We start from the raw sequence: 20,178 nt of genomic DNA on the forward strand, positions 1-20,178 counted from the left end.
TTGAACAATGGCCACTATCCACGTAGACGGCAAAGCGCTCGAAGTCAACGGTGCGGACAACCTGTTACAGGCCTGTCTGTCGCTCGGCCTCGACATCCCCTATTTCTGCTGGCACCCGGCGCTCGGTAGCGTCGGTGCCTGCCGGCAGTGCGCGGTCAAGCAGTACACCGACGAGAACGACACCCGTGGTCGTATCGTCATGTCCTGCATGACCCCTGCCTCCGACGGCACCTGGATCTCCATCGACGATGACGAGTCCAAGGCGTTCCGCGCCAGCGTCGTCGAATGGCTGATGACCAACCACCCGCACGACTGCCCGGTGTGCGAGGAAGGCGGTCACTGCCACCTGCAGGACATGACGGTAATGACCGGCCACAACGAGCGCCGCTACCGTTTCACCAAGCGTACCCACCAGAACCAGGACCTCGGCCCGTTCATCGCCCACGAGATGAACCGCTGCATCGCCTGCTACCGCTGCGTGCGCTACTACAAGGACTACGCCGGCGGCACCGACCTGGGCGTGTATGGCGCCCACGACAACGTGTACTTCGGTCGCGTTGAAGACGGCGTGCTGGAAAGCGAGTTCTCCGGCAACCTCACCGAGGTCTGCCCGACCGGTGTGTTCACCGACAAGACCCACTCCGAGCGCTACAACCGCAAGTGGGACATGCAGTTCGCCCCGAGCATCTGCCATGGCTGCTCCAGCGGCTGCAACATCAGCCCCGGCGAACGTTATGGTGAACTGCGCCGCATCGAGAACCGCTTCAACGGCTCGGTGAACCAGTACTTCCTGTGCGACCGTGGCCGCTTCGGCTATGGCTACGTCAACCGCAAGGACCGCCCACGCCAGCCGCTGCTGGCCGACGGCACCAAGCTGAGCCTGGACGCTGCACTGGACAAGGCCGCCGACCTGCTGCGCGGCCGTACCATCGTCGGCATTGGCTCGCCACGCGCCAGCCTGGAAAGCAACTACGGCCTGCGTGAGCTGGTCGGTGCCGAGTACTTCTACTCCGGTATGGAAGCAGGCGAACTGGCCCGCGTGCGCCTGGCGCTGAACGTGCTGAATGACAGCCCGCTACCAGTCCCGACCCTGCGCGACATCGAAGACCACGACGCTGTGTTCGTGCTTGGTGAAGACCTCACGCAAACTGCCGCCCGTGTCGCCCTGGCCGTGCGCCAGGCCACCAAGGGCAAGGCCGAGGCCATGGCCGAGTCGATGAAGGTCCAACCATGGCTGGACGCCGCGGTGAAAAACATCGGCCAGCATGCGCTGTACCCGCTGTTCATCGCTTCGCTGGCTGAAACCAAGCTGGACGACGTCGCCGAGGAGTGTGTACACGCCGCCCCTGCCGACCTGGCCCGCATCGGTTTCGCCGTGGCTCACGCCATCGACCCGAGCGCTCCGGCCGTCACTGGCCTGGACCAGGAAGCTCAAGCCCTGGCCCAACGCATCGCCGATGCCCTGGTCGCCGCCCAGCGTCCGCTGGTGGTCGCCGGTACTTCCCTGGCGGACCCTGCGCTGATCGAAGCCGCCGCCAACATCGCCAAGGCCCTCAAGCTGCGCGAGAAGAACGGTTCCCTGAGCCTGGTCGTCCCTGAGGCCAACAGCCTCGGCATGGCGATGATGGGCGGCGAGTCTGTCGACGCCGCGCTGGACGCGGTCATCAGCGGCAAGGCCGACGCCATCGTCGTACTGGAGAACGACCTGTACGCCCGCGTACCGGCCGCCAAGGTCGACGCCGCCCTCGCTGCGGCCAAGGTAGTGATCGTTGCCGACCACTCCAAGACCGCCACTCTGGACCGCGCGCACCTGGTACTGCCGGCCGCCTCCTTCGCCGAAGGCGACGGTACCCTGGTCAGCCAGGAAGGCCGTGCCCAGCGCTTCTTCCAGGTGTTCGACCCGCAGTACCTGGACAGCAGCATCCAGATCCACGAAGGCTGGCGCTGGATGCACGCCCTGCGTGCCACCCTGCTGAACAAGCCGGTGGACTGGACCCAGCTGGACCACGTCACCAGCGCCTGCGCCGAAGCCGCCCCGCAACTGGCCGGCATCGTCAACGCCGCGCCAAGCGCCGCGTTCCGCATCAAGGGCATGAAGCTGGCCCGCGAGCCGCTGCGCTACTCCGGCCGTACCGCCATGCGCGCCAACATCAGCGTGCACGAGCCGCGCACGCCACAGGACAAGGACACCGCGTTCGCCTTCTCCATGGAAGGTTACTCGGGCTCCGCCGAACCGCGCCAGCAAGTGCCGTTCGCCTGGTCGCCGGGTTGGAACTCGCCGCAGGCCTGGAACAAGTTCCAGGACGAAGTGGGTGGCCACCTGCGTGCCGGTGACCCGGGCGTGCGTCTGATCGAGTCGCAAGGCGACAAGCTCAACTGGTTCACCGCCATTCCGGGCGCGTTCAACCCGGCTCGCGGCACCTGGACCGCGGTACCGTTCTTCCACCTGTTCGGCAGCGAAGAGAGTTCCTCGCGCGCCGCCCCGGTACAAGAGCGTATCCCTGCCGCCTACGTCGGCCTGGCCAAGTCCGAGGCCGACCGCCTGGGCGTCAACGACGGCGCGCTGCTGAGCCTGACCGTCGCCGGCGTTTCGCTGCGCCTGCCGCTGCGTATCAATGAAGAACTGGGCGCTGGCCTGGTTGCGCTGCCCAAAGGCCTGGCCGGCATTCCGCCCGCCATCTTCGGTGCATCCGTCGAAGGTCTGCAGGAGGCAGCACAATGAGCTGGTTCACCCCCGAAGTGATCGATGTGATCCTCACTGTCGTGCGGGCCATCGTGGTCCTGCTGGCCGTGGTGGTCTGCGGCGCGCTGCTCAGCTTCGTCGAACGGCGCCTGCTGGGCTGGTGGCAGGACCGCTACGGCCCGAACCGTGTCGGCCCGTTCGGCATGTTCCAGATCGCCGCCGACATGCTGAAGATGTTCTTCAAGGAAGACTGGAACCCGCCCTTCGTCGATCGCATGATCTTCACCCTGGCGCCGGTCGTGGCCATGAGTGCCCTGCTGATCGCCTTCGTGGTCATCCCGATCACCCCGCTGTGGGGCGTGGCCGACCTGAACATCGGCCTGCTGTTCTTCTTCGCCATGGCCGGCCTGTCGGTCTATGCCGTGCTGTTCGCCGGCTGGTCGTCGAACAACAAGTACGCCCTGCTGGGCAGCCTGCGGGCCTCGGCGCAGACCGTGTCGTACGAAGTGTTCCTCGGTCTGGCACTGATGGGCGTGGTGGTGCAGGTGGGTTCGTTCAACATGCGCGACATCGTTGAATACCAGGCCAACAACCTGTGGTTCATCATTCCGCAGTTCTTCGGTTTCTGCACCTTCTTCATCGCTGGCGTCGCCGTGACCCACCGTCACCCGTTCGACCAGCCGGAAGCGGAACAGGAACTGGCCGACGGCTACCACATCGAATATGCCGGCATGAAATGGGGCATGTTCTTCGTCGGTGAGTACATCGGCATCATCCTGATCTCGGCGCTGCTGGTAACCCTGTTCTTCGGTGGCTGGCACGGTCCGTTCGGCATCCTGCCGCAAGTGCCGTTCCTGTGGTTCGCCCTGAAGACCGCGTTCTTCATCATGCTGTTCATCCTGCTGCGCGCCTCGATCCCGCGCCCACGCTATGACCAGGTGATGGACTTCAGCTGGAAGTTCTGCCTGCCGCTGACCCTGATCAATTTGCTGGTGACCGCTGCGGTTGTGCTCTACAACACGCCAGCCGTCGCGGCCCAGTGAGGATTTGACCCATGTTCAAGTATATCGGCGACATCGTTAAGGGCACCGGCACCCAGCTGCGCAGCCTGGTGATGGTGTTCTCCCACGGGTTCCGCAAACGCGACACCCTGCAGTACCCCGAAGAGCCCGTGTACCTGCCGCCACGCTACCGTGGCCGCATCGTCCTCACCCGCGACCCCGACGGCGAGGAGCGCTGCGTGGCGTGCAACCTCTGCGCGGTGGCCTGCCCGGTCGGCTGCATCTCGCTGCAAAAGGCCGAGACCGAGGACGGCCGTTGGTACCCCGAGTTCTTCCGCATCAACTTCTCGCGCTGCATCTTCTGCGGCCTGTGCGAAGAGGCGTGCCCGACCACCGCGATCCAGCTCACTCCGGATTTCGAAATGGCCGAGTTCAAGCGTCAGGACCTGGTGTACGAGAAAGAAGATCTGCTGATCTCCGGCCCCGGCAAGAACCCTGACTACAACTTCTACCGTGTTGCGGGTATGGCGATCGCTGGCAAGCCGAAGGGCTCTGCGCAGAACGAGGCCGAGCCGATCAACGTGAAGAGCTTGCTCCCATAAGGACAGAAAGATGGAATTCGCTTTCTACTTCGCATCCGGTGTCGCCGTTGTCTCCACGCTTCGCGTGGTGACCGGCACCAACCCCGTGCACGCCCTGCTCTACCTGATCATTTCGCTGATCTCCGTGGCGATGATCTTCTTCTCCCTCGGTGCGCCGTTCGCCGGCGCCCTGGAAGTGATCGCCTACGCCGGCGCCATCATGGTGCTGTTCGTCTTCGTGGTGATGATGCTCAACCTCGGGCCGGCCTCGGTCGCCCAGGAACGTGGCTGGCTCAAGCCGGGCATCTGGGCGGGGCCGGTGATTCTCGCCGCCCTGCTGCTGCTGGAGCTGCTGTACGTGCTGTTCGTCACCCCGAGTGGCGCGGCCATCAGCGGTACCACCGTGGACGCCAAGGCCGTCGGCATCAGCCTGTTCGGCCCGTACCTGCTGGTGGTCGAACTGGCGTCGATGCTGCTGCTCGCCGCGGCCGTCACCGCCTTCCACCTGGGCCGCAACGAGGCGAAGGAGTAAATCATGGGTGCTATCCCTCTCGAGCATGGTCTGGCGGTCGCCGGCATCCTGTTCTGCTTAGGTCTGGTTGGCCTGATGGTCCGCCGCAACATCCTCTTCGTGCTCATGAGCCTGGAAGTCATGATGAACGCCTCCGCCCTGGCGTTCATCGTCGCCGGTGCCCGTTGGGTCCAGCCCGACGGCCAGGTGATGTTCATTCTGGTGATCAGCCTGGCAGCCGCCGAGGCCAGCATTGGCCTGGCGATCCTGCTGCAGCTGTATCGCCGCTTCCACACTCTCGACATCGATGCTGCCAGTGAGATGCGCGGATGAACCTTATCTTCCTGACGTTCGTATTCCCCCTGATCGGCTTCCTGCTGCTGTCGTTCTCGCGCGGCCGCTGGTCCGAGAACCTGTCGGCGCTGGTCGGCGTCGGTTCGGTGGGCCTCTCGGCCGCCGTGGCCGCCTACGTGATCTGGCAGTTCAATGTCGCCCCGCCTGAAGGCGGCGCGTACAGCCAGCTGCTGTGGCAGTGGATGTCGGTGGACGGCTTCGCGCCGAACTTCACCCTGTACGTGGATGGCCTGTCGGTCACCATGCTGGGCGTGGTCACCGGCGTCGGCTTCCTGATCCACCTGTTCGCTTCCTGGTACATGCGTGGCGAAGCCGGCTACTCGCGCTTCTTCTCGTACACCAACCTGTTCATCGCCAGCATGCTGTTCCTGGTGCTGGGCGACAACCTGCTGTTCATCTACTTCGGCTGGGAAGGCGTGGGCCTGTGCTCGTACCTGTTGATCGGTTTCTACTACAGCAACCGCAACAACGGTAACGCGGCACTCAAGGCCTTCATCGTCACCCGTATCGGCGACGTGTTCATGGCCATCGGCCTGTTCATCCTGTTCGCCCAGCTGGGCACGCTGAACGTGCAGGAACTGCTGGTGCTGGCACCGCAGAAGTTCCAGGCCGGTGACACCTGGATGGTCCTGGCGACCCTGATGCTGCTGGGTGGCGCGGTCGGTAAATCGGCCCAGCTGCCGCTGCAGACCTGGCTGGCCGACGCGATGGCAGGCCCGACTCCGGTTTCGGCGCTGATCCACGCGGCCACCATGGTGACCGCGGGCGTGTACCTGATCGCCCGTACCAACGGCCTGTTCCTGCTGGCGCCGGACATCCTGCACCTGGTCGGCGTCGTGGGTGGCGTCACCCTGGTCCTGGCCGGCTTCGCCGCGCTGGTACAAACCGACATCAAGCGTATCCTCGCCTACTCGACCATGAGCCAGATCGGCTACATGTTCCTCGCTCTGGGTGTTGGTGCCTGGGACGCAGCGATCTTCCACCTGATGACCCACGCCTTCTTCAAGGCCCTGCTGTTCCTTGCCTCCGGTGCGGTGATCGTTGCCTGCCACCACGAGCAGAACATCTTCAAGATGGGCGGCCTGTGGAAGAAACTGCCGCTGGCCTACGCCAGCTTCGTGGTCGGTGGCGCCGCCCTGGCCGCCCTGCCGATCCTGACCGTGGGCTTCTACTCCAAGGACGAAATTCTTTGGGAAGCCTTCGCCAGCGGCAACAGCGGCCTGCTGTATGCCGGCCTGGTCGGCGCGTTCATGACCTCGCTGTACACCTTCCGCCTGATCTTCATCGCCTTCCACGGCGAAGCCAAGACCGAAGCCCATGCCGGCCACGGCATCAGCCACTGGCTGCCGCTGGGCGTGCTGATCGTGCTGTCGACCTTCGTCGGTGCCTGGATCCATCCGCCGCTGGCAGGCGTGCTGCCTGAAAGCGCCGGCCACGCCGGTGGTGAAGCCAAGCACTCGCTGGAGATCGCCTCGGGCGCCATCGCCATCGCCGGTATCCTGCTCTCGGCCCTGCTGTTCCTGGGCAAGCGCCGCTTCGTTACCGCGGTCGCCAACAGCGGTATCGGTCGCGTCCTGTCGGCCTGGTGGTTCGCCGCCTGGGGCTTCGACTGGATCTACGACAAGCTCTTCGTCAAACCTTACCTGCTGATCAGCCACCTCCTGCGCAAGGACCCGGTTGACCGCAGCATCGGCCTCATCCCTCGGATGGCCCGTGGCGGCCACGTCGCCATGAGCAAGACCGAGACCGGCCAGCTGCGCTGGTACACCGCCTCGATCGCCGTGGGCGCCGTGCTGGTGCTCGGTGCCGTGGTAGTGGCCGCGGTATGACTATGAATCTTGCGACTTTGCCAAAGGAAACCAACCCGTCATGATTTTGCCTTGGCTGATCCTGATCCCCTTCATCGGCGGCTTCCTGTGCTGGCTGGGTGAGCGCTTCGGCTCCACCCTGCCGCGCTGGATCGCGCTGCTGACCATGTCCCTGCTGCTTGGCATCGGCCTGTGGCTGTGGGCGAACGGCAACTACACCCTGGCGCCCGCCCCTGGCGCGGAGCCCGCCTGGGCCCTCGAGTACAAAGTCGAGTGGATCAAGCGCTTCGGCATCAGCATCCACCTGGCCCTCGACGGCCTGTCGCTGCTGATGATCCTGCTCACCGGCCTGCTCGGTGTGCTGTCGGTGCTGTGCTCGTGGAAAGAGATCCAGCGCCACGTCGGCTTCTTCCACCTCAACCTGATGTGGATCCTCGGCGGCGTGGTCGGTGTGTTCCTGGCACTCGACCTGTTCCTGTTCTTCTTCTTCTGGGAAATGATGCTGGTGCCGATGTATTTCCTCATCGCGCTCTGGGGTCACAGCTCCACCGACGGCAAGAAGACCCGGATCTACGCGGCGACCAAGTTCTTCATCTTCACCCAGGCCAGCGGCCTGATCATGCTGGTGGCGATCCTCGGCCTGGTGCTGGTCAACTACAACACCACTGGCGTGCTCACCTTCAACTACAGCGACCTGCTCAAGGCCGAACTGCCGGCCGGCGTCGAGTACGTGCTGATGCTGGGCTTCTTCATCGCCTTCGCGGTGAAGCTGCCGGTGGTGCCGTTCCACTCCTGGCTGCCTGACGCCCACGCCCAAGCACCGACCGCCGGTTCCGTGGACCTGGCGGGCATCCTGCTGAAGACCGCGGCCTACGGCCTGCTGCGCTTCGCCCTGCCGCTGTTCCCGAACGCCTCGGCCGAGTTCGCGCCGATCGCCATGACCCTGGGCCTGATCGGTATCTTCTACGGTGCCTTCCTGGCCTTCGCCCAGACCGACATCAAGCGCCTGGTGGCGTTCTCCAGCGTCTCGCACATGGGCTTCGTGCTGATCGGCATCTACTCCGGCAGCCAGCAGGCCCTGCAAGGCGCGGTGATCCAGATGCTGGCCCACGGCCTGTCGGCCGCCGCGCTGTTCATCCTGGCCGGCCAGCTGTACGAGCGCCTGCACACCCGTGACATGCGCGAAATGGGTGGCCTGTGGCACCGCATCGCCTACCTGCCTGCGATCAGCCTGTTCTTCGCCGCCGCGTCGCTGGGGCTGCCGGGCACCGGCAACTTCGTCGGCGAGTTCCTGATCCTGATCGGCAGCTTCGCCCACGTACCGTGGATCACCGTGATCGCCACCACCGGCCTGGTATTCGGTTCGGTCTACTCGCTGATCATGATCCACCGCGCCTACTTCGGCCCGGCCAAGGCCGACACCGTGCTGGCCGGCATGGACGGTCGCGAGCTGATCATGGTGCTGGGCCTGGCGGGCCTGCTGATCCTGCTGGGCGTGTATCCGCAGCCGTTCCTGGACACCTCTGCCGCCACCATGAGCGGTGTGCAGCAGTGGCTCGGTTCCGCTTTCACTCAACTCGCTTCGGCCCGGTAAGAGCGCTATGGAATTCACCACTCAACACTTCATCGCATTGGCGCCGATGCTGATCACCACCCTCACCACGGTGGTGGTGATGCTGGCGATCGCCTGGAAGCGCAACCACTCGCAGACCTTCCTGCTGTCCACCGTGGGCCTGAACCTGGCCCTGCTGTCGATCCTGCCGGCCCTTAAAGTCGCGCCGCTGGCGGTCACAACGCTTGTGACCATCGACAAGTTCGCCTGCCTGTACATGGCGATCATCCTGGTGGCGACGCTGGCCTGCGTCACCCTCGCCCACGCCTATCTGGGCGAAGGCTCTAAGGGCTTCCCGGGCAACCGTGAAGAGCTGTACCTGCTGCTGCTGATGTCGGCGCTGGGTGGCCTGGTGCTGGTCAGCGCCAACCACCTGGCCGGGCTGTTCATCGGCCTGGAGCTGCTGTCGGTGCCGGTCTACGGCCTGGTGGCGTACGCCTTCTTCAACAAGCGCTCGCTGGAAGCCGGCATCAAGTACATGGTGCTGTCGGCCGCCGGTTCCGCCTTCCTGCTGTTCGGTATGGCGCTGCTGTACGCCGATGCCGGCAGCCTGACCTTCGACCAGCTGGGCAAGGCCCTGGCCGCCACCAGCATGCCGAGCCTGCTGGCGCAGCTGGGCCTGGGCATGATGCTGGTGGGCCTGGCCTTCAAGCTGTCGCTGGTACCCTTCCACCTGTGGACCCCGGACGTGTACGAGGGTGCTCCGGCACCGGTCGCCGCGTTCCTGGCCACCGCCAGCAAGGTCGCGGTGTTCGCCGTGGTCGTGCGCCTGTTCATGCTCTCCCCCGCCGCCAGCAGCGGTGTACTGAGCACCGTGCTGGCGGTGATCGCGGTCGCCTCGATCCTGATCGGCAACCTGCTGGCGCTGACCCAGAGCAACCTCAAGCGTCTGCTGGGTTACTCGTCGATCGCCCACTTCGGTTACCTGGTCATCGCCCTGGTCGCCAGCAAGGGCCTGGCCATGGAAGCCATGGGCGTGTACCTGGTCACCTACGTGATCACCAGCCTGGGCGCGTTCGGCGTGATCACCCTGATGTCCTCGCCATACGCCGGCCGTGACGCCGACGCCCTGTACGAGTACCGCGGCCTGTTCTGGCGCCGTCCGTACCTGACCGCGGTGCTGACCGTGATGATGCTGTCGCTGGCCGGTATCCCGCTGACCGCAGGCTTCATCGGCAAGTTCTACATCATCGCCACCGGTGTCGAGTCGCAGCTGTGGTGGCTGGTCGGCGCCCTGGTGCTGGGCAGCGCCATCGGCGTGTACTACTACCTGCGCGTCATGGTCACCCTGTACCTGGTCGAGCCGAACCTGCGTCGCCACGACGCCCCGCTGAAGTGGGAACAGCGCACCGGCGGCGTGATGCTGCTGGCGATCGCCATCCTTGCCTTCGTGCTGGGTGTATACCCGCAGCCGCTGCTGGAGATGGTGCAGCAGGCAGGCCTGCAACTGATCGGCTGATCGGTTCCAAGCGTCACAAGACACCCCGCCTCGGCGGGGTGTTTTTTTGCGTGCGGTTCGCCGGCAAGCCGGCTCCCACGGTGGTTCGTCTGCTCCTCGTAGGAGCCGGCTTGCCGGCGAACCGATTACAGATCGACCACTGTGCTTCGTCTGCCCTTTGCAGCGTCAGACTCCCGCACTCGATCTGGAACCCCGTCCCCATGCGCCCCACCCTCCCCTACTCCCTGCTGGCCCTGTTCGTCGCCGGCACCACCCAGGCCGCCAACCGCGTCGAACTCGACCAGGTGCTGATCCAGGACCAGCAGCAGTCCGAGCTGGAAACCGCCGCCGACCGCCTGCGCGAAATCCCCGGTGCCAGCAACCTGGTGGACATGGACAAGGTGGGCCAGGGCCGGGTGGCCAGTAACCAAGACGTATTGGCCTACCAGCCCGGGGTGTTCGCCCAGTCGGCGGGCAACGACGGCATCAAGCTGTCGATCCGTGGCTCGGGCATCAACCGCGCGCCGGGCGCCCACGGCTCCGGGGTGTACACGATGTTCGACGGCCTGCCGCTGACCGGCCCGGGCGGCACGCCCTACGAACTGTTCGAGCCGCTGTGGCTGAGCCGCGCCGAAGTGCTGCGTGGTGCCAACGGTTTCGACCAAGGCTCGCTGGCCCTGGGCGGCGCGATCAACTATGTGACCCACACCGGCTACGATGCCGCGCCCCTGCAGGTGCGCTACGAAGCCGGCAGCCGTGGCTATCAGCGCCGGCATATCAGCTCCGGCCAGGTACTGGGCAACCTCGACTACTACATCGCCCTGACCGACGCCGAGTACGACGGCTACCAGCACCACAGCAGCGGCAGCGCCAAGGGCATGGCCGCCAACGTCGGCTACCGCTTCAACCCGAACCTGGAGACGCGTTTCTACCTGCGCTACCGGGAAACCGAGAACGACCTGGCCGGGCGCCTGACCAAGGACCAGATCAAGCACCACCCCCGCGCCGCCAACCCGGCCTACCTGGCCCGTGACGACAGCCGTCCGCAACCGGGCAGCACCTGGGTGGGCAACAAGACCACCTTCTTCCTGGATGACGATTCGCGCCTCGAGGCGGGGCTGGTCTATCACGACTACCCGATGGACCTGCGCGAGGGGCCGATGCGGCTGAAGGTCGCCTACAGCGATGTCAGCGGTACACTGAACTACCTGCGCCGCGACACTCTGTTCGGTCACGAGAGCAAGACCACGATCGGCTGGCGCACCACCAAGCATCTGCCCAACAGCGGCGCCTCGCAGTTCGCCCGCCCCAGCGGCGACAACTTCGGTGCCCGCACCCGCGATTTCAGCTACCAGGGTTCGGACACTGTGTTGCACGCGGGTAACGACCTGGAGCTGGTCCCCGACCTGTGGCTGACCACGGGCCTGGCGATGATCTACACCCGCCGCGAGAGCGACGTCACTTACCCGACCACGGGTGGCAAGGTCAGCCAGCATGACTGGGACTATGCTCCGCGACTGGGCCTGCGCTACGACATCCACCCGGACCTGCAGGTCTACGGCAACCTCAGTCGCTCAGTGGAACCGCCACATCCGTGGTCGCTGGTCTGGAGTGCGCCGGTCGCCAACCAGCCCATGAAGATGCAGAACCAGACAGCCACCACCCTGGAGCTCGGCGCCCGTGGCGATTCGGTACTGGGGCATTGGGACCTGGCGTGGTACTACGCCCAGGTACGCCACGAACTGCTGAACGTGGAAGTCGTGCAAGGCTTGCCGTTCAAGGAATTCAACGCCAGCCCCACCGTGCACCAGGGCATCGAAGCCGGCCTGGACAGCCTCCTCTGGGAGCAACCCGGCACCGGCAAACTGAGCCTGCGCCAGGCCTACACCTTCAGCGACTTCCACTACCGCGACGACGACAAGTTCGGTGACAACCGCCTGCCCGGAATCCCCATGCACTACTACCAGGCCGAACTGCGCTACGACTGGCCGAGTGGCTTCTACGCCGGGGTGAACACGCAAATGGCCTCCAAGGTGCAGGTGGACTACGCCAACAGCTACCACGCCGACGCCTACGCCCTGCTCGGCGCACGCCTGGGCTGGGACTCGCCGAAGCAGGACTGGCAAACCTGGCTGGACCTGCGCAACCTGACCAACAAGCGTTACGCGGCGACGGTGACGCCGGGGTACAACGATGCCGGGCAGGACATTGCCCGCTCGACGCCAGGCGAAGGGTTCGGGGTGTATACAGGGGTGTCCTACAGCTTCCGTTGAGCATTGGCCCTGTTCGCCGGCAAGCCGGTTCTCATGGAGCAACACATAACCCACTGATTTGGCCAGACCTCTGTAGGAGCGGCTTTAGCCGCGATCACCCGCGAAGCGGGTACCAGGCACCGCGTTGCCTGCATCGCGGCTGAAGCCGCTCCTACAGAGGATTCAGTGCCCTACGAAGGCAACTGCACCTGCGGCTTGCTCGACACGAAGATCGCCCAACTGGACACGAACAACGCCGCGATCAACGGCCCGATCACGAACCCGTTGAGCCCGAACACCGCCAGCCCTCCCAGGGTCGATACCAGCACCAGGTAGTCCGGCATCCGCGTATCCTTGCCCACCAGAATCGGCCTTAACAGGTTGTCCACCAGCCCGATCACCAGCACCCCGAAAGCGATCAGCACGACCCCCTGCCACGTCGCCCCGGTCAGCAGGAAGTACACCGCCACCGGCCCCCAGACGATCCCCGCGCCCACCGCCGGCAACAACGACAGGAACGCCATGAGCACCGCCCAGACCAGCGCACTGGGGATGTCCAGCACCCAGAAGATCAAGCCGCCCAATGCCCCCTGGGTGATCGCCACCAGTAAGTTGCCCTTGACCGTCGCCCGCACCACGCGCTTGAACTTCAGCTGCAACCGACGTTTCTGCTGCTCGGGCAGCGGCACCGCCTGGCGCACCTTGCGCGCCACTTCCGCCCCTTCGCGCAGGAAGAAGAACAGCAGGTAGAGCATGATGCCGAAGCTCACCAGAAACTCGAAGGTGCCCTGACCGAAGCTGAACGCCTGGCCAGCGAGGAACTGACTGCCCTCGGTAGCCCACTTGCTGATCTTCTCGCGCAGGCCGTCGAGGTTGCCCATGCCCATGCGGTCGAGGAAATGCTGGGCATAGGCCGGGAGCATGTCCTTGCCGCGCTCGATGTAGCCGGCGATATCCAGTTGGCCGCTCTCGATGCGCTGGTACAAGGCGGCGCCCTCCTGCACCAGCAGGGCACTGATCACGATCACCGGCAGCACGGCGATCAGCAGGCAAGTCACAAGCGCCGTCGCCGTGGCCAGGTTGCGCCGTCCACCGAAGCGCAACAACAGGTGGCGCTGCAAGGGCGAGAAAAGAATCCCGAGAATCACCGCCCAGAAGATCGCACCTGCGTATGGCAGCAAGATCCACAGGAAGGCGACGGTCACCAGTGCCAGCAGCACGGTCAGGGCTTTGTTCTGCAACACCGTTTCGTTCATGGGCATTCCTCGTGGGCTCAACCCTTTAGTGCCCTGCCCATTGGCAAAAGTGCCGTTGACCCAGATCAATACCCACGATTGGCCAGCGCCTTAGCATCCGCGCCTTTTGCCCCCGGTGCGCACCATGACCTCCTTCGCCAAGCCCGAACTGCTCGCCCCCGCCGGCACCCTCAAGACCATGCGCTACGCCTTCGCCTACGGCGCCGATGCGGTCTACGCCGGCCAGCCGCGCTACAGCCTGCGGGTGCGCAACAACGAATTCGACCACGCCAACCTGGCCCTCGGTATCCAGGAAGCCCATGCCCTGGGCAAGCAGTTCTACGTGGTGGTCAACATCGCCCCGCACAACGCCAAGCTGAAGACCTTCCTCAAGGACCTGGCGCCGGTGATCGAAATGGGCCCGGACGCGCTGATCATGTCCGACCCCGGGCTGATCATGCTGGTGCGCCAGCACTTCCCGCAGATGCCCATCCACCTCTCGGTGCAGGCCAATACGGTGAACTGGGCCAGTGTGAAGTTCTGGCAGGGCCTGGGCCTGACCCGGGTGATCCTGTCGCGGGAACTGTCGCTGGAAGAGATCGAGGAAATCCGCCAGCAGGTGCCGGACATGGAGCTGGAAATCTTCGTCCACGGCGCGCTGTGCATGGCCTACTCCGGGCGCTGCCTGCTGTCGGGCTACCTGAACAAGCGCGACGCCAACCAAGGCACCTGCACCAATGCCTGCCGCTGGAAGTATGAGGCGACCCCGGCGACCGAGAACGCCACCGGCGACATCGTCCGCGAATTCGAGCCGACGCTGGGCATCGGCGCCCCCACCGACCAGGTGTTCCTGTTGCAGGAGTCCAACAGTACGGGCGAGGAGATGCCAGCGTTCGAGGACGAGCACGGCACCTACATCATGAACGCCAAGGACCTGCGTGCGATCCAGCACGTCGAGCGGCTGACCCACATGGGTGTGCACTCGCTGAAGATCGAGGGGCGCACCAAATCGCACTTCTATTGCGCCCGCACGGTGCAGTCATACCGCCAGGCCATCGACGACGCGGTGGCCGGGCGGCCGTTCGATCGCGGCCTGATGGACAACCTCGAGTCCCTTGCCCAGCGCGGCTATACCGAAGGTTTCCTGCGCCGCCATGTGCACGACGAGTACCAGAACTACCAGCGTGGCAATTCTGTGTCCGAGCGCCAGCAATTCGTCGGTGAGTTGACCGGGGCACGGGTCGACGGCCTAGCCGAGGTGAAGGTGAAGAACCACTTCGCCGTGGGCGACCATCTGGAGCTGATGACCCCGCGCGGCAACTACCACTTCGACCTCGAGCGCATGCGTGACCGTTTGCAACAACCGCTGCAGATCGCACCTGGCGACGGTCACACCGTGTACCTGCCCATTCCCGAGCAGGTGCCACTGGCGTATGGCCTGTTGATGCGAGATCTGCCTGATGTACCGTGATCAGTCTATTGGCAGCTCAAGCAGCGCACGCCGCGACCAACGCGTCAGGTCCGCGTGAATCTGCTCGCGAAAATCCGCGAACCGCTCCCGGTCAAAGCGATAGGCGGTGCCGATTTTCCACACCACCATGTCGCGGCGCACTTCGGTCCAGAAATCGAAGTCGCGTGTCTCGACCGTTGTGTTCAGCCTGAATGCGTAAACCGCGAAGTTAATCCCGTCTTGGGCATCTTTATGACAGGGGGTCAACATGAACGAGGAGGATTGGCCATCCTGCGCGCCCGTTTCGAAGAACCTCCTGGCGAATTGGCTGCCACGCAACACATCCAGGGCGTCGCGGGCCTGCCTGGCCAAAATCGCTGGAATGTGGCCGGTACCGATGGGGCCAAGCTGACCGTCGAATTCGGCGAAGCTGCCCACCACCTGCGGGGGTTGGCTCAGGCTCTCCAAACTCGCACAACCATGCTTTTCGAGACGGTTGCGAAAGCGATCCAGCCAGCTTTTCCAGAGCTCGTTTCGATCGAGAACGCGACTGGCAAAGCCTTCGGCGTGATCCAACAGGTCGAGCACGTCGGTGCGCTCTTCCCACGACAGGTCTGGGCCAAGGCCGATCAGGTTGGACTCGGACTGCGAAAGTGAAGCCAGCGAAGGAGTGATCATGGTCTTACAGCCAATCAAGAAAGGGAGCCCCACCCTAAAGCCCCAGTTGCCAGGCCGGCATGGGGAACACCTACCCTGCTGGCGTTCAGAAGGGTGATACCTGCGGCTACAGGCCTCCCGGAAGCCGCCGACCGTAATCCCGGAAGCGGTTCGACATTGCGGCTGCTGACAAATCTGTAATCCGCCTCTCAGGTATCTGACAGGCGCGGGCGGCGAGGATCGTGGCACTTTCGCAGCGAGAGCACGCCATGCCACCGACTCCAACCCGCCGCACCTTCGTCAAGGGCCTGGGCGCCGTCACCGCCCTCGCCGGCCTGGGCCTCTGGCGCCCACTGGCCCAGGCCGCCGAAGGCCGGCGCCCCCTGCATGACCTGAGCGGCCAGCAGTTCGAACTGTTCATCGGCCAGACCCCGGTCAACATCACCGGCCGCCCACGCACGGCGCAGACCATCAATGGCAACCTGCCCGGCCCGCAACTGCGCTGGCGCGAGGGCGATACCGTGACCCTGCGGGTGCGCAACCATCTGGACCAGCCCACCTCGATCCACTGGCACGGCATCATCCTGCCCGCCAACATGGACGGCGTGCCGGGCCTGAGCTTCGCCGGCATCGAACCCGGTGGCGACTACCTCTACCAGTTCACCCTGCGCCAGAGCGGCACCTACTGGTACCACAGCCACTCCGGGTTGCAGGAGCAAGCCGGCGTGTACGGTGCCATCGTCATCGAGCCTCGCGAACCTGAAACGCACCGCTATCAGCGCGACCACGTACTGCTGTTCAGCGACTGGTCGGACCAGGCGCCGGAAGCCCTGATGGCCACCCTGAAGAAGCAGTCCGACGCCTTCAACTACCACAAACGCACGGTGGGCGACTTCGTCGACGATGTCGCTGAAAACGGCTGGGGCAAGGCCGCCGACAACCGCTGGGCCTGGGCGAAGATGCGCATGAGCCCGACCGACCTCGCCGACATCAGCGCCGCCAGCTACACCTACCTGCTCAACGGCCAGCCCCCTGCCGGCAACTTCACCTGCCTGTTCCAGCCCGGCGAGACCGTGCGCCTGCGCCTGATCAATGCCTCGGCGATGACCTACTTCGACTTCCGCATTCCAGGCCTGAAGCTCACGGTGATCGCCGCCGATGGATTGCCGGTGACGCCTGTCACCGTGGACGAACTGCGCATTGCCGTGGCCGAGACCTACGACGTCCTGGTAACCGTAGGCGACCTGCCCGCCTACACCTTGTATGCCCAGAGCATGGATCGCACCGGTTTCGCCCGTGGCACCCTGGCGCGCACGACCGGCCTGCAGGCCCCCGTGCCCGAACCGGACCCGCGTCCGGTACTGAGCATGGATGACATGGGGCATGGCGGCATGGGCCAGATGAACCATTCCAACATGGCGGCAATGGACCACGGCACCATGGCAGGCATGGATCATTCGGGCATGGCCATGATGCAAAGCCATCCTGCCAGCGAAACCGACAATCCACTGGTGGACATGCAGACCATGGCCCCCCGCGCCAACCTGGCCGACCCCGGAATCGGCCTGCGCGGCAACGGCCGCCGCGTGCTGACCTACGCCGACCTGCGCAGCCCCTACCCCGACCCGGACGGCCGCGAACCGTCGCGGGACATCGAGCTGCACCTGACCGGGCACATGGAGCGCTTCGCCTGGTCGTTCGACGGCATCAAGTTCAGCGACGCCGAGCCATTGCGCCTGAAGTACGGCGAGCGAGTACGCATCACCCTGGTCAACGACACCATGATGACCCACCCCATCCACCTGCACGGCATGTGGAGCGACCTGGAGGATGAACAGGGCCGCTTCCTGGTGCGCAAGCACACCATCGACATGCCGCCCGGCAGCCGCCGCAGCTACCGCGTCAGCGCCGACGCCCTGGGCCGCTGGGCCTACCACTGCCACCTGCTCTACCACATGGAGACCGGCATGTTCCGCGAGGTACGGGTCGATGAATGACATCCACAACCGCCGCATCGTCACCGGTGTCGCGCTGCTCGCCCTGTTGGTCAGCGAACGGGCACTGGCCGCCGGCATGGAGCCTATGAACCATGGCGCCATGCCCATGGACCATGGCCAGATGAACCACGGCGCCATGCCCATGGATCACAGCCAGATGAACCACGGTGCGGCGCCGCCCAACCAACCGCGCACGCCGCTGCCGCTGATCACCGACGCCGACCGGCGTGCCGCCTTCCCGCCGTTGCCGGGGCACCAGGTGCATGACCGGGCGACCAACTGGGCGGTGATCGTCGACCAGCTGGAGTACCAGAACTTCGAAAGCAGCAGCGCCGTGAACTGGAACGCCACCGCCTGGGTCGGGGGCGATATCGACCGCCTGTGGCTGCGCAGTGAGGGCGAGCGGGAGCAAGGCAAGACCCACAAGGCCGAACTGCAGGCGCTCTGGGGCCATGCCATCAGCCCCTGGTGGGAGCTGGTCGGCGGCGTGCGCCAGGATTTCAAGCCCGCCAGCGGCCAGGCCTGGGCCGCCTTCGGTATCCAGGGCACACCGCTCTACGGCCTGGAGCTGGAGGCCACCGCCTATGCCGGCGAGCGACAGCAGACTGCGCTGCGCCTGGAGGCCGGTTACGCTATGCTGCTGACCAACCGCTGGGTCCTCGAGCCCACCGTCGAGGCCAACTTCTTCGGGCGCAACGACCCCGGGCGCGAACAAGGCTCGGGCCTGGCCGAGAGCGAAGTGGGCCTGCGCCTGCGCTACGAGATAACCCGCGCCTTCGCCCCCTACGTCGGCGTCAGCTTCAACCGCCTGCACGGCAACCGCGCCGACCAGGCCCGGGAAGACGGCGAGGACATCGGCCAGACCCGCTGGGTGGCCGGGGTTCGCTTGCGCTTCTAAGCCCTTGTAGGAGCGGCTTCAGCCGCGATGCGGGCACCGCGGTAAGTGGCACCCGCTTTGCGGGTGATCGCGGCTAAAGCCGCTCCTACGGAGCCGGCGCTGAATCAACCAGATGTGTACCGTTTCACAGGAGCTCCACCATGCTGCGCAAACACCTGCTCACCCTCGGCCTGCTGGCCATCACCAGCCTGGCCCAGGCCGCCGAGACCATCGACGTCTACCGCGACCCCAACTGCGGTTGCTGCAAGGCATGGATCAAGCACCTGAGCGACAACGGCCTCACCGTCAACGACCACGTCGAACCGAACATGAGCGCCGTCAAGCAACGCCTGGGCGTGGCACCTCGCCTGGCCTCGTGTCACACCGGGGTAATCAACGGCAAGTTCGTTGAAGGCCATGTGCCAGCCGAACAGGTTCGCCTGCTGGCCAAGCGCGACGACCTCAAGGGCATCGCAGTACCCGGCATGCCTATGGGCTCTCCAGGCATGGAGATGGGTGACCACAAGGATCCATACCAAGTCATCGGCTTGACCCAGGACGACCAGGACACCGTGGTCGCCACCTACTGATGCTCAGTCTCTGGGCGCTGTTCCTCAGCGCCTTCGGCGCCGCCACCCTGCTGCCGCTGCAGTCCGAAGCCGTGCTGGTCGGGCTGCTGATCCGCGATCCCCATGCCTGGGCGACCTTGCTGCTGGTCGCCACCCTGGGCAACGTGCTGGGCTCCATCGTCAATTGGGTGCTGGGCCGGGCCATCGAGCATTTGCGCGATCGTCGCTGGTTCCCGTTCAGCGCCAGCCAGCTTGAGCGCGCCCAGCAGCGCTACCGGCGTTGGGGGCAGTGGTCGCTGTTATTGAGCTGGATGCCGGTGATCGGCGATCCGCTCACGCTGATCGCCGGGATCATGCGCGAGCCCTTCTGGCGTTTCGTGCTGCTGGTAACTTTGGCCAAAGGTGGACGCTATATCGTGGTGGTGATAATTACCCTGGGTTGGTTTCACACCGCGTGACACCTTGGCGCCTGTTCCCTGTAGGAGCCGGCTTTGCCGGCGAACACCGGCCTTGCCGGTGCCAGCCTCCGCGATGTCTGCTTCGCCGGCAAGCCGGCTCCTACAGGGGGGGCCAGATCTGCGCCTCGCTCCAGCCCAATTCAGCGAAATCATCGGCCCGCAGCCCCGCTTCCTCCTCACAAAAGAACTCATCCAGCTGCGGTGGCTTCACCGCCGTGTCGCTGAGCATCGCATGCACCTGCCCGCGATGATGGATCTGGTGCTCGAACAGGTGCGACAACAATCGCAACCGCCGCTCACGCTGCACCCGGTCCGGCCGCACGATGCTCACGTAACGCGCCAGCTGGTCATCACTCAACTGTCGACAGTAGGCGATCAACCTTTGGTCGGCCTGGGCCTGCTGGGCCTGCAGGTCGGTGCAGGTGGCGAATGGCTGTTCCGGCTGGAAAAAGCGCTCGCCATCTGGATCCGGCGCCTCGCCGCGCTGTTCGCACTCCAGCGCATCGAGATAGAACCAGTCCACCGTCAGCAGGTGGTTGAGGGTGGCTTTGATCGAGGGGAAGAAGCTGCAACGGGGGGCGACGAATTCGTCCTGGGTCAGTTGCAGGCAAGCCTTGTACAGGCGGTGGTTGGCCCAGCCGTTGTTGTAGGCCAGGGTCAGCAGATGATGCGACAGCGGCTCCATGGTCGGCTCC

The 20,178-nt window shown here is 65.0% G+C and carries 17 protein-coding genes; 14 read left to right on the top strand and 3 right to left on the bottom strand.

Annotation, left to right across the window (positions count from 1 at the left end; genetic code table 11):
* Positions 1-7 precede the first annotated feature (7 nt).
* From nuoG to PSEEN_RS16170, 9 genes are all read left to right on the top strand, one after another.
* Positions 8-2,722 carry an NADH-quinone oxidoreductase subunit NuoG gene (nuoG, locus tag PSEEN_RS16130; protein ID WP_011534618.1) on the top strand — a complete coding sequence of 905 codons (2,715 nt, stop codon included), beginning with the start codon at positions 8-10 and terminating at the stop codon, positions 2,720-2,722.
* Positions 2,719-3,726 (top strand): NADH-quinone oxidoreductase subunit NuoH, encoded by a 1,008-nt coding sequence (gene nuoH, locus PSEEN_RS16135; protein WP_011534619.1) that lies wholly within the window; start codon positions 2,719-2,721, stop codon positions 3,724-3,726. Before nuoG ends, nuoH begins: the two co-directional genes overlap by 4 nt.
* Positions 3,727-3,737: 11 nt before the next feature.
* Positions 3,738-4,286 (top strand): NADH-quinone oxidoreductase subunit NuoI, encoded by a 549-nt coding sequence (gene nuoI / locus PSEEN_RS16140; protein ID WP_011534620.1) that lies wholly within the window; start codon positions 3,738-3,740, stop codon positions 4,284-4,286.
* A 10-nt stretch (positions 4,287-4,296) separates the two neighbouring features.
* Complete coding sequence (gene nuoJ / locus PSEEN_RS16145; RefSeq protein ID WP_011534621.1) at positions 4,297-4,797, top strand: NADH-quinone oxidoreductase subunit J; 501 nt, start codon at positions 4,297-4,299, stop codon at positions 4,795-4,797.
* A 3-nt stretch (positions 4,798-4,800) separates the two neighbouring features.
* Positions 4,801-5,109 (top strand): NADH-quinone oxidoreductase subunit NuoK, encoded by a 309-nt coding sequence (nuoK, locus tag PSEEN_RS16150; protein WP_008096201.1) that lies wholly within the window; start codon positions 4,801-4,803, stop codon positions 5,107-5,109.
* Entirely contained in the window at positions 5,106-6,959 is a 1,854-nt protein-coding gene (nuoL, locus tag PSEEN_RS16155) for an NADH-quinone oxidoreductase subunit L (RefSeq protein WP_011534622.1), read from the top strand. The genes nuoK and nuoL overlap by 4 nt, the downstream gene beginning before the upstream one ends.
* Before the next feature lie 40 nt (positions 6,960-6,999).
* Positions 7,000-8,532, top strand: coding sequence for an NADH-quinone oxidoreductase subunit M (gene nuoM / locus PSEEN_RS16160; protein WP_011534623.1), 1,533 nt, complete (start codon positions 7,000-7,002; stop codon positions 8,530-8,532).
* 7 nt (positions 8,533-8,539) lie between these two features.
* Entirely contained in the window at positions 8,540-10,009 is a 1,470-nt protein-coding gene (nuoN, locus tag PSEEN_RS16165; RefSeq protein ID WP_011534624.1) for an NADH-quinone oxidoreductase subunit NuoN, read from the top strand.
* A gap of 200 nt (positions 10,010-10,209) precedes the next feature.
* Positions 10,210-12,261, top strand: a complete 2,052-nt coding sequence (locus PSEEN_RS16170; RefSeq protein WP_011534625.1) for a TonB-dependent receptor family protein — start codon at positions 10,210-10,212, stop codon at positions 12,259-12,261.
* Positions 12,262-12,431: 170 nt separating this feature from the next.
* Here PSEEN_RS16170 and PSEEN_RS16175 read toward each other — a convergent pair whose 3' ends face one another.
* A complete protein-coding gene (locus PSEEN_RS16175) occupies positions 12,432-13,496 on the bottom strand; it encodes an AI-2E family transporter (protein WP_011534626.1) in 1,065 nt (354 codons plus the stop codon).
* A gap of 124 nt (positions 13,497-13,620) precedes the next feature.
* On the opposite strand from PSEEN_RS16175, the gene trhP reads away from it, so the two are divergent.
* Positions 13,621-14,946: a prephenate-dependent tRNA uridine(34) hydroxylase TrhP gene (trhP, locus tag PSEEN_RS16180; RefSeq protein WP_011534627.1), complete on the top strand. Its 1,326-nt coding sequence runs from the start codon at positions 13,621-13,623 to the stop codon at positions 14,944-14,946.
* Here trhP and PSEEN_RS16185 read toward each other — a convergent pair whose 3' ends face one another.
* Positions 14,947-15,603 carry a hypothetical protein gene (locus tag PSEEN_RS16185; RefSeq protein ID WP_011534628.1) on the bottom strand — a complete coding sequence of 219 codons (657 nt, stop codon included), beginning with the start codon at positions 15,601-15,603 and terminating at the stop codon, positions 14,947-14,949.
* A gap of 248 nt (positions 15,604-15,851) precedes the next feature.
* On the opposite strand from PSEEN_RS16185, the gene PSEEN_RS16190 reads away from it, so the two are divergent.
* The 4 genes from PSEEN_RS16190 (at position 15,852) to PSEEN_RS16205 (ending at position 19,483) form a co-directional block, all read left to right on the top strand.
* Positions 15,852-17,579: a copper resistance system multicopper oxidase gene (locus PSEEN_RS16190; RefSeq protein ID WP_011534629.1), complete on the top strand. Its 1,728-nt coding sequence runs from the start codon at positions 15,852-15,854 to the stop codon at positions 17,577-17,579.
* Entirely contained in the window at positions 17,572-18,477 is a 906-nt protein-coding gene (locus tag PSEEN_RS16195; RefSeq protein WP_011534630.1) for a copper resistance protein B, read from the top strand. The genes PSEEN_RS16190 and PSEEN_RS16195 overlap by 8 nt, the downstream gene beginning before the upstream one ends.
* Positions 18,478-18,617: 140 nt before the next feature.
* The gene (locus PSEEN_RS16200; protein ID WP_011534631.1) at positions 18,618-19,046 is read left to right on the top strand and encodes a DUF411 domain-containing protein; all 429 of its coding nucleotides are present in this window, start codon (positions 18,618-18,620) and stop codon (positions 19,044-19,046) included.
* Positions 19,046-19,483: a YqaA family protein gene (locus PSEEN_RS16205; protein ID WP_011534632.1), complete on the top strand. Its 438-nt coding sequence runs from the start codon at positions 19,046-19,048 to the stop codon at positions 19,481-19,483. The genes PSEEN_RS16200 and PSEEN_RS16205 overlap by 1 nt, the downstream gene beginning before the upstream one ends.
* Positions 19,484-19,583: 100 nt before the next feature.
* Here the strand turns inward: PSEEN_RS16205 and PSEEN_RS16210 are convergent, their stop codons facing one another.
* Positions 19,584-20,168, bottom strand: a complete 585-nt coding sequence (locus PSEEN_RS16210) for a DinB family protein (protein ID WP_011534633.1) — start codon at positions 20,166-20,168, stop codon at positions 19,584-19,586.
* Between the last annotated feature and the right edge of the window lie 10 nt (positions 20,169-20,178).

The organism is Pseudomonas entomophila L48, assembly GCF_000026105.1.
In the GTDB taxonomy this organism is placed as follows: Bacteria; Pseudomonadota; Gammaproteobacteria; order Pseudomonadales; family Pseudomonadaceae; genus Aquipseudomonas; species Aquipseudomonas entomophila.

What these genes read in the sequence shown, in the direction of transcription:
- nuoG (WP_011534618.1), top strand. Translation starts at nt 8, where the DNA reads ATGGCCACTATCCACGTAGACGGCAAAGCGCTCGAAGTCAACGGTGCG.
- nuoH (WP_011534619.1), top strand. Translation starts at nt 2,719, where the DNA reads ATGAGCTGGTTCACCCCCGAAGTGATCGATGTGATCCTCACTGTCGTG.
- nuoI (WP_011534620.1), top strand. Translation starts at nt 3,738, where the DNA reads ATGTTCAAGTATATCGGCGACATCGTTAAGGGCACCGGCACCCAGCTG.
- nuoJ (WP_011534621.1), top strand. Translation starts at nt 4,297, where the DNA reads ATGGAATTCGCTTTCTACTTCGCATCCGGTGTCGCCGTTGTCTCCACG.
- nuoK (WP_008096201.1), top strand. Translation starts at nt 4,801, where the DNA reads ATGGGTGCTATCCCTCTCGAGCATGGTCTGGCGGTCGCCGGCATCCTG.
- nuoL (WP_011534622.1), top strand. Translation starts at nt 5,106, where the DNA reads ATGAACCTTATCTTCCTGACGTTCGTATTCCCCCTGATCGGCTTCCTG.
- nuoM (WP_011534623.1), top strand. Translation starts at nt 7,000, where the DNA reads ATGATTTTGCCTTGGCTGATCCTGATCCCCTTCATCGGCGGCTTCCTG.
- nuoN (WP_011534624.1), top strand. Translation starts at nt 8,540, where the DNA reads ATGGAATTCACCACTCAACACTTCATCGCATTGGCGCCGATGCTGATC.
- PSEEN_RS16170 (WP_011534625.1), top strand. Translation starts at nt 10,210, where the DNA reads ATGCGCCCCACCCTCCCCTACTCCCTGCTGGCCCTGTTCGTCGCCGGC.
- PSEEN_RS16175 (WP_011534626.1), bottom strand. Translation starts at nt 13,496, where the DNA reads ATGAACGAAACGGTGTTGCAGAACAAAGCCCTGACCGTGCTGCTGGCA.
- trhP (WP_011534627.1), top strand. Translation starts at nt 13,621, where the DNA reads ATGACCTCCTTCGCCAAGCCCGAACTGCTCGCCCCCGCCGGCACCCTC.
- PSEEN_RS16185 (WP_011534628.1), bottom strand. Translation starts at nt 15,603, where the DNA reads ATGATCACTCCTTCGCTGGCTTCACTTTCGCAGTCCGAGTCCAACCTG.
- PSEEN_RS16190 (WP_011534629.1), top strand. Translation starts at nt 15,852, where the DNA reads ATGCCACCGACTCCAACCCGCCGCACCTTCGTCAAGGGCCTGGGCGCC.
- PSEEN_RS16195 (WP_011534630.1), top strand. Translation starts at nt 17,572, where the DNA reads ATGAATGACATCCACAACCGCCGCATCGTCACCGGTGTCGCGCTGCTC.
- PSEEN_RS16200 (WP_011534631.1), top strand. Translation starts at nt 18,618, where the DNA reads ATGCTGCGCAAACACCTGCTCACCCTCGGCCTGCTGGCCATCACCAGC.
- PSEEN_RS16205 (WP_011534632.1), top strand. Translation starts at nt 19,046, where the DNA reads ATGCTCAGTCTCTGGGCGCTGTTCCTCAGCGCCTTCGGCGCCGCCACC.
- PSEEN_RS16210 (WP_011534633.1), bottom strand. Translation starts at nt 20,168, where the DNA reads ATGGAGCCGCTGTCGCATCATCTGCTGACCCTGGCCTACAACAACGGC.